The sequence below is a fragment of the Protofrankia sp. Cj3 genome (assembly GCF_917627355.1).
Lineage (GTDB): Bacteria > Actinomycetota > Actinomycetes > Frankiales > Frankiaceae > Protofrankia.
Map to the genome: position 1 here is coordinate 1 of NZ_CAKJTR010000073.1, position 12,241 is coordinate 12,241.

General features: G+C 68.3%; 10 protein-coding genes and 1 pseudogene. 5 read left to right on the top strand and 6 right to left on the bottom strand.

Translation table 11 applies throughout. The annotated features are described in order from the left end of the window. Window positions 1–18 precede the first annotated feature (18 nt). Window positions 19–1,599 carry a methylmalonyl-CoA mutase family protein gene (locus MJ783_RS12010; RefSeq protein ID WP_239345893.1) on the bottom strand — a complete coding sequence of 527 codons (1,581 nt, stop codon included), beginning with the start codon at window positions 1,597–1,599 and terminating at the stop codon, window positions 19–21. Between the two features lie 234 nt (window positions 1,600–1,833). On the opposite strand from MJ783_RS12010, the gene MJ783_RS12015 reads away from it, so the two are divergent. Beyond that, entirely contained in the window at window positions 1,834–2,658 is an 825-nt protein-coding gene (locus MJ783_RS12015; RefSeq protein ID WP_239310514.1) for a purine-nucleoside phosphorylase, read from the top strand. Between the two features lie 117 nt (window positions 2,659–2,775). On the opposite strand, the gene upp is transcribed toward MJ783_RS12015, so the two are convergent. Then, window positions 2,776–3,399: a uracil phosphoribosyltransferase gene (gene upp / locus MJ783_RS12020; protein ID WP_239310498.1), complete on the bottom strand. Its 624-nt coding sequence runs from the start codon at window positions 3,397–3,399 to the stop codon at window positions 2,776–2,778. Between the two features lie 146 nt (window positions 3,400–3,545). Between upp and MJ783_RS12025 the strand changes: the two are divergent. Then, window positions 3,546–3,662: pseudogene (locus MJ783_RS12025) on the top strand (2-deoxyribose-5-phosphate aldolase); the annotation flags it as partial. A gap of 66 nt (window positions 3,663–3,728) precedes the next feature. Here MJ783_RS12025 and MJ783_RS12030 read toward each other — a convergent pair. The 4 genes from MJ783_RS12030 to MJ783_RS12045 all read right to left on the bottom strand — a co-directional run bounded on the left by MJ783_RS12030 (window position 3,729) and on the right by MJ783_RS12045 (window position 6,820). Then, window positions 3,729–4,256, bottom strand: a complete 528-nt coding sequence (locus MJ783_RS12030) for a hypothetical protein (RefSeq protein WP_239310499.1) — start codon at window positions 4,254–4,256, stop codon at window positions 3,729–3,731. 120 nt (window positions 4,257–4,376) lie between these two features. Next, a complete protein-coding gene (locus MJ783_RS12035; RefSeq protein ID WP_370651608.1) occupies window positions 4,377–5,033 on the bottom strand; it encodes a DNA-3-methyladenine glycosylase I in 657 nt (218 codons plus the stop codon). Continuing rightward, window positions 5,026–6,114 (bottom strand): adenosine deaminase, encoded by a 1,089-nt coding sequence (locus MJ783_RS12040; RefSeq protein ID WP_239310516.1) that lies wholly within the window; start codon window positions 6,112–6,114, stop codon window positions 5,026–5,028. Before MJ783_RS12040 ends, MJ783_RS12035 begins: the two co-directional genes overlap by 8 nt. Window positions 6,115–6,352: 238 nt before the next feature. Further along, window positions 6,353–6,820 (bottom strand): cytidine deaminase, encoded by a 468-nt coding sequence (locus MJ783_RS12045; RefSeq protein WP_239310500.1) that lies wholly within the window; start codon window positions 6,818–6,820, stop codon window positions 6,353–6,355. A 253-nt stretch (window positions 6,821–7,073) separates the two neighbouring features. Between MJ783_RS12045 and MJ783_RS12050 the strand changes: the two genes are divergently transcribed. From MJ783_RS12050 to MJ783_RS12060, 3 genes are all read left to right on the top strand, one after another. Then, the gene (locus tag MJ783_RS12050; protein ID WP_239310501.1) at window positions 7,074–8,996 is read left to right on the top strand and encodes a hypothetical protein; all 1,923 of its coding nucleotides are present in this window, start codon (window positions 7,074–7,076) and stop codon (window positions 8,994–8,996) included. A 320-nt stretch (window positions 8,997–9,316) separates the two neighbouring features. Beyond that, entirely contained in the window at window positions 9,317–11,125 is a 1,809-nt protein-coding gene (locus tag MJ783_RS12055) for a serine/threonine-protein kinase (protein WP_239310502.1), read from the top strand. 72 nt (window positions 11,126–11,197) lie between these two features. Continuing rightward, a partial coding sequence (locus tag MJ783_RS12060) for a serine/threonine-protein kinase (protein WP_239310503.1) occupies window positions 11,198–12,241 on the top strand: 1,044 nt, incomplete at its 3' end.

A 12,241-nucleotide genomic window follows, 5' to 3' on the forward strand; every position in this document is an offset into this window, starting at 1 on the left:
CCCCCGCGCCCGGCGGGGCTAGAAGGCGTCGGCGGGGCGGTACACCCCCCAGACCGCCCGCAGGGCGTGGCAGGCCTCTCCGACGGTGGCGCGAGCGCGCAGGGCCTCCTTGAGCGGGTAAAGGACGTTCTCCGTTCCCTGCGCGGCGGCTTTCAGCGCGTCCAGACAGCGCGTCACCTCAGCGTTGTCGCGGTCGGCACGCAGTCTGGCCAGCCGGGCGGACTGGTCTGCCTCGATCGCCGGATCCACCCGCAGCGGCTCGTAGTGTTCTTCCTGCTCGGCGCGGAACCGGTTGACGCCGACCACGGTGCGGGAGCCGTCCTCGATGCCCTTCATGACCGCGTACGCGGAGTTCTCGATCTCGCTCTTCTGGTAGCCCTGCTCGATCGCGGCGACCGCTCCCCCGCGCTTTTCGACCTGCTCCATCAGTTCACGGGCGGCGTTCTCGACCTCGTCGGTCAGCGCCTCGACCGCGTAGGAGCCGGCGAACGGGTCGACCGTAGCGGTGATGTCCGTCTCATAGGCGAGAACCTGCTGGGTGCGCAGCGCCAGCGTCGCGGCCTTGACCGTGGGCAGGGCGATGGCCTCGTCGTAGGAGTTCGTGTGCAGGCTCTGGGTACCGCCCAGTACGGCCGCGAGGCCCTGCACCGCGACCCGGACGAGGTTGACCTCGGGCTGCTGCGCGGTGAGCTGGACGCCAGCGGTCTGGGTGTGGAACCGCAACATCATCGACTTGGGGCTGGTCGCGCCGAAGGTGTTCTTCATCACGTCCGCCCAGATGCGCCGGGCGGCGCGGAACTTCGCCACCTCTTCCAGCAGGGTCGTGCGGGAGACGAAGAAGAACGACAGCCGCGGGGCGAACTCGTCGACCGCAAGCCCGGCCTCGATCGCCGCCCGGACGTAGGCGATGCCGTCGGCGAGGGTGAACGCGATCTCCTGCGCGGGGGTCGCCCCGGCCTCGGCCATGTGGTAACCGGAAATCGAGATCGTGTTCCATTTGGGAATCTCGTTGCGGCAGTAGGCAAAGGTATCCGACACCAGCCGCAACGACGGTGCCGGCGGATAGATGTAGGTGCCGCGCGCTATGTATTCCTTGAGGACGTCATTCTGGATTGTCCCGGTAATCTTCGAACCGGGGACGCCCTGCTCCTCGGCGACGAGCTGGTACAGCAGCAGCAGTACCGACGCGGGCGCGTTGATCGTCATGGACGTGGAGACCTTGTCCAGCGGGATACCGGCGAAGAGCACCCGCATGTCCTCGATCGAGTCGATCGCCACACCGACCTTCCCGACCTCGCCATGCGCGATCGGCTCGTCGGAGTCGAAGCCCATCTGGGTGGGCAGATCGAAGGCGACGGAAAGCCCGCCGGTGCCGGCGGCGACAAGCGAGTGGTAGCGCTCGTTGGATTCCCTGGCGGTGCCGAAGCCCGCATACTGCCGCATCGTCCACGGCTTGCCGGTATACATGGTCGGGTAGACGCCCCGCGTGAACGGGTACTCACCGGGGGCGCCGAGACGCGCCGGTAGATCCCCAGAAAAATCAGACGCGCCGTATACCGGCTTGATCGGTTGACCGGACTCCGACAGACGCTCGCTCATGGCCAGATGGTATGGAAAGCCGGCCCCCAGGCGCGCGCCCCACGGCCGCCACGCGCGCCGCTCCCACGGCACACCGATCAGCCCACCGAGCGGCACCTCACTCAGCACGGCAAATCATAGCGAACAGCGTTCATGGCAATGAATCGGACTATTAGTACCACATACACATGAAAGCGGACAAAAAAACATTTTTCAAAGTTCTTCATGACGATACGCAACGACTACAGTCGGCGTATGTGCCCCACCATCCCCGTGCCGAACACACGGCCGCCCGATGCCGCGGCCGCGGCCGCGCGCCTGGCGGAGATCACTGGAATCAAGCGTCATGACGTCGCCGTGGTTCTCGGCTCCGGGTGGCTGCCCGCGGCAGACGTGCTGGCCGCGGCCGGAACCGTGACCGGCGAGACAGCTGTCACCGAGCTCGGTGGCTTCCCGCCGCCACGGGCCCCCGGCCACAGTGGCCGGGTCCGTTCGGTCACCCTCGGCGGACGTCACCTGCTGCTTTTCCTGGGGCGGATCCACGCCTACGAGGGCCACGGCATGTCCGTAACCACCCATGGCGTCCGGACGGCCTGCGCGGCCGGCGTGAGCACGATCGTGCTCACAAACGCCTCGGGCGGGCTCCGGGAGGACTACAGCGTCGGCCAGCCCGTACTGATCGCCGACCACATCAACCTCACCGGACGCAGCCCCCTGGTTGGCCCCCGGTTCGTCGATCTCACCGACGCCTACGCTCCGCACTTGCGCGACCTGGCCCGTACCGTCGACCCCACGCTCACCGAAGGGGTGTATGCCGGGTTGCCCGGCCCGCATTTCGAGACCCCGGCCGAGATCCGGATGCTACGGACGCTCGGCGCGGACCTGGTCGGCATGTCGACCGTCCACGAAACGATCGCGGCACGGGCTGAGGGCGCCGATGTGCTGGCGCTGTCCCTGGTGACCAACCTCGCCGCGGGGATGACCGGCGGGCCGCTCAGCCATCTTGATGTGCTGGCCGCCGGCACCGCCGCCGCCGAGCGGGTGGGTTCCCTGCTCGCGGCGGTCATCACGAGGCTCTGAACGGCCCGGCGACCGTGCTCGGCCGGCTCGACGAGCTCGTCCGCCGGTTCGGCCTGTACGCCACCGCTGATATCGGCCAATGCGCACCATGCCGGTCAGACCTCGCCGGAATACCGATCAGACCGCACCGAACTGACGATCACCAGCGTCCCCGAGACCGGGGACGATGAAGGCGTCGTCGTTTAGCCGCTCATCGATGCTCGCGGTCACCACCCGCGCGTCGAGACCGCTCGCGTCCAGCGCGGCAAGGCCCTCGGGAGCCACCAGCGCGCAGACGAGAATCATGCCGGTGGCGCCGCGGTCGGCCAACAGCCGCAGGCAGTGCAGCGCTGACCCGCCAGTGGCGAGCATCGGGTCCAGCAACAGCACCGGGTATCCGGCCAGGTTCTCCGGCAGCGACTCCAGGTAGGCATGCGGCTGGAAGGTCTTCTCGTCCCGGGCGAGACCGATGAACCCCGTCTGCGCCTCGGGCAGCAGGCCGAGCGCGGCCTCCAGCATGCCCAGACCCGCCCGCAGCACTGGTATGACGATCGGCGCCGTGGCAAGCGTGCCACCGCTGGTGGAGGCGAGCGGGGTGGCAACCGTGTACCCGACGGTCATCAGCTCCCGGGCGGCCTCGTAGATCAACATCGTTGCGAGTTCCCGCAGCGCCGCCCGGAACACCGGCGGTTCGGTGCTCCTGTCACGCAACACCGTCAACCGCGCCGTCACCAGTGGATGTTCGACAACGTCGACCCGCACGATCCGTTCACCTCCCGCACAGTGCTATGGCCCCCGCTCGCATCCGCCCGCAATGATGGAACGCATGACCAGCATCCCCTCCGGAGCGAGCCGGCCAGCCGGATCCCGCGGATCCGGCGGATCCACGCCTGGTTCCCTGCTGCCGCATCAAGGCAAGCGGCGGCATCCGCACCGCTGACCAGGGACTCGCGCTCGTCGAGGCCGGCGCCACCAGGCTCGGCATGTCCGCCACCCGGGACGTTCTCGCCGCCGTCTCCGAATAGCCGCCGCCCGCGTGACCCAGCCCGTCAGGTGTCCAGCCCGGCTTTCAGGTGTCCTGGCCGAGTTTTTCAGGTGCCCTGGCCGCGTCTGCGGGTTGACATCGCCTTGTTGGCCACGCTGAGAAACTTCTCGTTCGCCGCGGTCAGCTCCGCCGACTCCGTGCTGGCCTGGGTCACCCAGGCGTCGTAGGTGTCGCCGGCCCGATAGCCTCGCAGCACGTCTGTCAGCCGCTGCATACTCTCGATGGCCTCGTCAAAGTGCCGCGCGACGGCCGAGGCCGGGCCGAACCTGACGCACAGCCGTCCATAGGCCGTGCGGGCCGCCTCGTTCGCCTCATTGCGGCACCGAAGATAGTCCCTTGCCTCATCGTCGTTATCCATAATTCCCCGGGACCACAGGCTGATACAATACGTGGTGGTCCGCTGGGATCTCGTCAACTGCTCAGCCGCGAAATCGAGTGTGTCACGGCATTCCTTTCCGATGGCGAGCCGATGCGACCGCCGCGACTCCAGCCGGCCCGCCAACGCCATGATTCCCGGAGCGCCTATGCCGGTGACGACAACGCTGACAATCGCAAGTACCGCTACGTCCGACATGATCGGCTATGGTAGCGGAACGGACTGAGCCGCCAGCGGTACACGATCGAGCGGAAACCGGCCTGATCCGGGTCCGCGTCCGCGGGCCCAGCTGGTACCAGCGCCGGAGCAGCCTGTCCGCTACCTGTTCACGCAGGCAGCAAGATGATCGTTAACCAGGCCACACGCCTGCATCAGGGCATAGCCTGTCGTCGGGCCGACAAAGGTGATGCCACGGGCTTTCAGCGCCTTGGCCAGCGCTACCGACTCGGGCGTGGACGTGGGCAGATCGGCGATCACCACCGGTACCGCCGCGACCGCGGGACGAAATGACCAGACCAGTTCACCTAATGGCATGCCCAGCGCCAGGACCGCGTTGGCATTGGCAATCGTCGCGAGAATCTTCCGTCGGTTGCGGATGATTCCTGTGTCCCCCGCCAGCCGTTCGACATCGGCCGGGCCGAAAGCGGCGACAACCGCCGGGTCAAATCCCGCGAACGCCCTGCGGAAAGCCTCCCGCCTGCGCAGGACGGTCAGCCAGGAAAGGCCCGACTGGAATGCTTCGAGGCTGAGGCGCTCAAAGAGACCGACGGTGTCGTGGACCGGTTTCCCCCATTCCTCGTCATGGTAGGCGATGTACTCGGGCGTGGACAGCGCCCAGGGGCAGCGCGGACAGCCGTCCGGCCCGGCCGCGACACCGGTAAGCACACGGCCGCGGCGCCCAGCGGCTGTGGCAGCGGCTGTGGCCGGCACAGCACCGGCCGGCACAGCACCGGCATCAGCCGATCGGCTACCCACCGGAGCACAACCGCTCGAAGCCGGGCTTGATCACATTGTTGATGATGGCGAGACGCTGATCAAAGGGGATGAAGGCCGATTTCATCGCGTTGACCGTCAGCCATGACAGGTCCGGCCAGCCGTAGCCGAAGGTGTCGACCAGCCTGGCGAACTCGCTCGACAGCGTCACCCCGCTCATCAACCGGTTGTCGGTGTTGACCGTCACCCGGAAGTGGAGCCTGCGCAGCAGACCGATGGGGTGCTCGGCGATACTCGCGCACGCTCCCGTGTCGACATTGGACGTAGGGCACATCTCCAGCGGCACCCGGACGTCACGGACGTAGTTGGCAAGCCGTCCGAGGGTAATGTCGCCATCCGGCTTGACGGTGATATCATCCATGATCCGAACACCGTGACCGAGGCGGTCGGCGTTGCACCACTGCAGCGCCTCCCAGATCGAGGGCAGCCCGAACGCCTCACCGGCGTGGATCGTGTAGTGCCCGTTAGCCCGCTGCATGTACTGGAAGGCATCCAGATGGCGGGTGGGCGGGAAGCCGGCCTCCGCGCCGGCGATGTCGAAACCGACGACGCCCCGGTCCCGCCATCGGACCGCGGCTTCAGCGATCTCCAGCGATCGCGCCGCGTGGCGCATGGCGGTGACCAGCGCGCGGATCGTCAGCCCGGTCCCCTCCGAGCCGGCGCGCAGGCCGTCCAGGACCGCCTCGATCACCGCGTCGAGCGCAAGCCCACGCTCGACGTGCAGCTCCGGAGCAAACCGGATCTCAGCGTAGACGACGCCGTCGGCGGCGAGGTCTTCGGCGCACTCACGAGCCACCCGAGCGAGCGCGTCCGCGGTCTGCATGACCCCGACGGTATGGCTGAACGTCTCCAGATAGCGCACGAGTGATCCGCTGTGGGCGCCGCCACGAAACCAGGTCGCGAGCTTGTCCACCGCCAGGGTAGGCAGTGCGCCGTAACCGGCCGCGTCGGCGAGCTCGACGATGGTCGCGGGACGGAGCCCGCCGTCGAGATGGTCATGCAGCAGCACCTTGGGTGCCCGGCGGATGGCGTCCAAGGAGGGTGGCGGGGCGGGCACGTTCATCGCCCGACCGTACGGCAGGCGTGCGACGGCGGCCTGACCGCCACCGCGCGCCACCCGCTCCACCCACCCTGACCAGGCTCCCCGCTTCCCGCGCCACCCCCACGGATGGGCGCATGTCCTACCGGTGGACGCGGGCCCCGCCGTCCATCCGCGCAGGAACGGATCAACTAGCCCACAGCGCCGTCGGGCAGCCGGCCACCGTCTCGTTTCGCCCTGATGAGATCGATGACATGGAACGTCATGGCCACCGTCCGTTGCGCGGCGGTCCGCCGGGCCCGCCGGGCGGCAGGTCGGCGGGCCCGAACGCTTCCGGCAAAAGATCGTGAAGTGAACGCGGACCCCCGGCCAGAGCTATCTGGAGATCCGGGCCCCCATGTTCGTAGAGAAGTTGGCGACACCGCCCGCAGGGTGCGAGCGGGACACCCGCGGCATCCACACAGGCGACCGCGACAAGCCGTCCACCCCCCGAGGAACACAGCGCTCCGACAAGGCTGCATTCAGCGCAGAGAGTAAGCCCGAAGGAGGCGTTCTCCACGTTGCACCCAACGACCAGACGGCCGTCGTCGACCACGGCGGCGGCCCCGACGCGCAGGCGAGAGTACGGGGCGTACGCGCGGGCCGCGACCCGCATCGCCGCGCCCCGAAGGCGCTCCCAGTCGACAACGCCCGCCGCCGGCAGGGGTCCGCCGCCGCTCGGCTCGACCATGTGGACGCCTCTCCGTAGCCGCTCACAGCCGGTACCCGTTGCTCGTATGCCGCTGATCATAATCGGGATACTGACGCGGGCCCGGACGAACGGGCAGGCAACAGGCAGCCCGTCGGCTTGAGCGACGATCCTGGCCCGGTTAGGCAAGGATGTGACTCAGCGCAGGGCGGCTTCAACGCGCGCCGCACCCGTCCGGCGCGGTGGGGCGCGGTGCACCACGACGATTTCCCGCTGGCAGCCGGTGGAGGACTGAATGGAAAAGCGGTCCGCCGAGCTGGCCGCGCCCGGGACCGGGCACACCGTTGCGTCATCGACCGGCGCTCAGCGCACGCCCGCCACGCCGCGACGGGAATCACCGCCCACCGGGACCACCGACGGCGTGTCGCGCCCCGGACCGGCGGCTGTGCGGTCGTGGTTCCCTCGGGCCGCTGACGGCTCGGCGCGGCCGGGGCGGCCGGGGTGGCGGCAACGCATGGGAGGGCGGCTGCCAGTTGCCGCAAGCTATCTTCTGCTGGCCTTCGGGCTCACCGGCAGGGTCTGGTCCGAGCCCACCCGGAACATAATCGCGGGTAATCCGAACGACACCGGTCTGTACTGTTGGTGGCTCGCGCATACCGCGCACGCGGTCACCAGCCTGTCGAACCCGTTCATCACGCACCTGGCAAACGCGCCGGAGGGAATAAACGCGCTCTGGAACACATCCGTCCTGGCGCCCGGCCTGCTACTGACTCCGCTGACCATCGCCGCCGGCCCGGTGGCATCCTACAACGTGCTGATCGTGCTGGCCTTCTCGCTGTCAGCCCTGGGCGCCCAGCTATTCGCGCGCAAGCTCGGCGTGGGGGCGGTGGCAGCCTACGTGGGTGGCTACGTGTACGGTTTTTCCCCGGCGCTGGTGGCGGCCGGCACCGGCCATCTGAGCCTGGTTTTCGCACCGGCCATCCCGCTGCTGCTCTGCCTGATCACCGATGTCATCCAGCGGACGGGACGCCCGTTGCGAAAAGGCATCCTGCTGGGCACGGGCGCTGGCCTGCAACTGTTGACCGGCGAAGAGGTGTTGTTCATAACCGCGGTGACGGCTATACTCGGGCTCACCTTTCTGATGTTGAGCCGGCCAGGATTCCACCGCCACTCCGGTGACTCCGTGCGCATTTTTCTGATTGCTTTACCATCTTTTCTCGTACTGACTTCCATCCCTTTGGGAATTCAGTTCCTTGGTTCTCCGCGAAGCCACGGAAGCCCGTTTCTCACTAATTTCTACAAGAGCGATCTGACGGGTCTCTACGTTCCTTCGTCACGGCAGTTACTGGCATCGGCCACGCAGGTCAGACGGGCCGCGTCCTTTCAGGGCGGCGCACCGGAGTACATGAGCTACCTCGGCTGGCCCCTGCTTATCCTCTGTCTTTCCGCAACCGTCCTCGGCTTCCGTGACCTCAGACTACGCATAGCCGGGCTCACCGGCCTGGCCCTGGCGGTCCTGACGCTGGGCAGCACGCTGCTCGTCAATGGCGTCGAGACTGGCCTGCTATTACCGTGGAACCTGGTCGCCCGTATTCCGGTCTTCGACGCCGCGCTACCCGACAGGTTTGCTCTCGGCACCGCGCTGATGGCGGGGCTCATCCTCGCCATCGTGCTGGATCTCCTGCCTTCCCGGCTCGGCTCCGGCGGCCCGGCCACAGCGGTCGTAGTCACCGCGGTATGCGTCCTGCCGCTGGTCCCACGGCCATACTCCGTCGAACGGTCGCCTGATGTTCCCTCGTTCTTCACCACCAACGCGCTCAAGGTTCTCCCCGCGAATTCGACCGTGCTGCTGCTGCCGTACCCGAGCGGGGTCCAGACCGCACCGCTTTTCTGGCAGACCGCGGCCCGTTTCCACTTCTCGATGCCCGGCGGCTATTTCATCGGCCCGGGTGACGACGGGCAGGCCTACATGGGTGGGCGAAGGCCGACCGCGACGGCACAACTATTGACCGACATCGGGTGGGGCCGGTCCGCGGGAGCCCCGGCTCTGACCCCAGCAAAGATCACACAGGCATGGGATGACTTCATCCGCCTCGGGGTGCGTGCTGTCGTACTCGGCCCGGCCCAGCATGCGCCGGAACTTCGCGACACAGTGACGTTTCTGGTGGGACGGCAACCGCGGTTCACAGCTGGCGTGTACGTCTGGCTGTTGCCGTGACACCAGCACCCGGGGCTCGTGCCCGCGGCTCGCGAACCGACCAGGTCATGGGCCCGGAACCGCCAGCGCCGGTATGGCCTGACGGACATGTGACGGCGCAACGGCCTGCGCCCTCAACGGCCCCGGGCCGTTCGGCGGGAACCGGGCGTCAGCCCACACTCTGGTGTGTGATGAAGTGGACCAAGCGATGACCACACGGACTTTGCGGCCACACGCACGGAAACCGAGGGCCACCGGCGCCGCGCTTCACCGATACAGCGCGGTACCCGCAAAGTCTGGCTTGGTCCGCGACGATGGGAACGAGGAGGTGAAACGGACGGATGTCGCTCGACCGCGATACGACGCCCGAGGCTGGCCATGCCTCGCGTCCGCCCCACCTCATCGGTGGTCGCTACCGGCTCGGCGATGAGCTCGGCCGTGGCGGCTTCGGGGTGGTCTATGCGGCCACGGACGAGCTGCTGCGGCGCGAGGTCGCCGTCAAGGAGATCCGCCTTCCGCCGTCGATCTCCGCGGATGAGCGGGCGGTCCTGCGCACGAGGGTACTTCGCGAAGCGCGTTCGGCCGGCCGCCTGCACCATCCGGGCCTCGTCTCGGTCTTCGACGTGCTTGATGCCGACGACTGCCCGTGGATCGTGATGGAGCTGGTGGACGGCCCGTCGCTGGCGGACATCATCCGTGAGTCCGGGCCGTTGCCCCGGGAACGGGTCGCCCGGATCGGCATCAGCCTCGGCTACGCCCTTGAGGCCGCGCACCGCAGCGGAATCGTCCATCGCGATGTGAAGCCCGCCAACGTACTGATCAGCGCTGACGGGCGGGCCCGGCTGACCGACTTCGGCATCGCGCTGTCCGCCGGAGACCCGACGCTGACTCGGACCGGCGTTCTTCTCGGCTCGCCCTCCTACATAGCTCCGGAGCGGGCTCGCGGCGGAACGGGCGGACCCGGCAGCGACATCTGGGCGCTCGGCGCGACGCTTTTCACCGCTGTGGAGGGAGGGCCGCCGTACGAGTCCGACAGCGCCATCGCGACGCTGACCGCAATCGTCGACGGACGGCGCCAGCCGTTCCGGCTCGCCGGTGCCCTTGCGCCGATCATCGACGACCTCATGGCGGCGAAGCCATCCGCACGCCCGTCCCTGCCGCGGGCCAGGCAACGTCTGCGGCAGGTCGGTGAACGCGAGTCCGCAAGGCGTCCGGTCAGCCCCCAGGCCCTCCGCCAGGAGCAGGACCAGGACCAGGACCACGAGCAGGAACAGGACCACGAGCAGCACGAGATAGCGGCCACGGATACCGGCACGGCACCGGCCACGATCATGGCGATCCCGGTCCAGCCGGAAACGGCAACGGCCGGCGCGGCTGTGAACACGGCCGCCCCGGCCGCTCCCGGCCCGATACCGACGGTGGCTCCCCGATCGGATGGCAAGCGGCTCCGGCTGCTCATCGCCATCATCGCCGCGACGCTCATCGTGGGCGCGGCCCTCACTTCGGCCGCGCTGCTCGGCCTGGGCTCAGGCGCGGACCACCCGACCGGCAGCGCCAATCCGGCGGCGGTGCTCAGCGGCACGGCCAAGACCCCGCTGAGGACGCCCGTGACGTCGGCTCCGGCCGCCACGAACGCGGCGCCACCAACCGGTGGCGCGGTGGTCAGTGATCCGGGGCTGGTGCCGACGGCCCCGGCCCCGGTAACGCCGCCCGCGGGCTGGCAGTCCTACAGCGGACGCTCCGGCTGGTCGGTCGCCTACCCACCGGGCTGGGAGCAGCATCCAGCTGGTGGCACCGAACGAATCGACTTCATCAATCCGGATACCGGTGCCTACCTGCGGGTCGACACCGCGGCGCAGGCAAATCCATCCGCGTTGGCGGACTGGCAGGCACACGAAGGCGACCTGCGCGCGCGCCTGACGAACTACGAACGCGTGCGGATCACGCCGAGTGACGGCGGAGACGGCTCCATCCAGGCGGATTGGGAATTCCTCTACACCTCCGGCGGCAAAAGAGTTCATGTTCTCAATCGCGGAATTGTTCGTAACGGCCATGGCTACGCGCTGTACTGGTCCACGTCCGACGCCAGCTGGTCAGCCGATCTTCCGTTGATGTGGCGGCTTTTCTCGACGTTCCGGCCAGGCCCATGAGCGGTGACCAACGGACCGCGCTGGGCAAGGGTGGCCAGCGCATCCGGCGACGCGTCTGCGAGACTTAAGGGGATGTCCAGACCGACGCCGCCCGGAGACTCCTCGCGTCACAACACACCCCGATACGTCTCTCAACGTTACCGTCTGGATACTCCAATCGGTCGTGGTGGCGCTGGTGTCGTCTGGCGCGGCGAGGACGAACTTCTCCAGCGCCCAGTAGCGATCAAGGAGATCCTCGTTCCACTTGCCGGAACCCAGGTCGAGCGCGACGCGATCCGAACGCGGGTGCTGCGCGAAGCCCGCGCGCTGGCCCGCCTGCACAGCCCGGCGATTGTCGCCGTCTACGACGTGGCTGAGGAAGCCGAACGCCACTGGATCGTCATGGAGCTGGTCAACGCGGACAGCCTGGGAGAGGTCATCCGCGCGAACGGCCCACTCCCACCAGCGCGGGTCGCGGCAATTGGCCTCACTCTCGTTGACGCGCTCGCCGCCGCGCACTCCGCGGGTGTGCTGCACCGCGACATCAAGCCCGGCAACGTACTGCTGGGCCGGGACGGCCATGTCCGGCTTACCGACTTCGGAATTGCGGCCACTGATGGCGACTCTACGCTCACGGGAACAGGCGCGCTCGTCGGCTCGCCCGCCTACATCGCCCCCGAGCGGGTCCGCGGCTCCTCCGGTACTCCCTCGAGCGACCTGTGGGGGCTCGGCGCCACGCTGTACGCGGCGGTGGAGGGGCAGCCTCCGTTCGAAGGACCGGAAACGTACGCGGTTCTCACCGCCGTGGTGGAGGGACGCAGGCGTCCGTTCCGGCTCGCCGGCCCACTGCGTGGCCTGCTCACCGATCTGCTCGACCGGCCCGCGCCGGAGCGTCCAGAGGCGGCCGAGATACGCCAGCGGCTGGCGCCGATCGCCCAGGGCACCGCGGCGGTACCCGCCTCCGTCATCAGCGGTCGGCCGAAACCAGACGTCAACAGGCCGGACGAAGGTGACGCGGCGCCGGTCGAGTCCAGTTCGGCCGGTCTCGAGGATGTCGGCGGCGATCTGCTGCCCATCGGGGATGCGGATGCCGACGCCGTCGCCCTGAGCCCGACCACAGCCAGCGGGACCACAGCC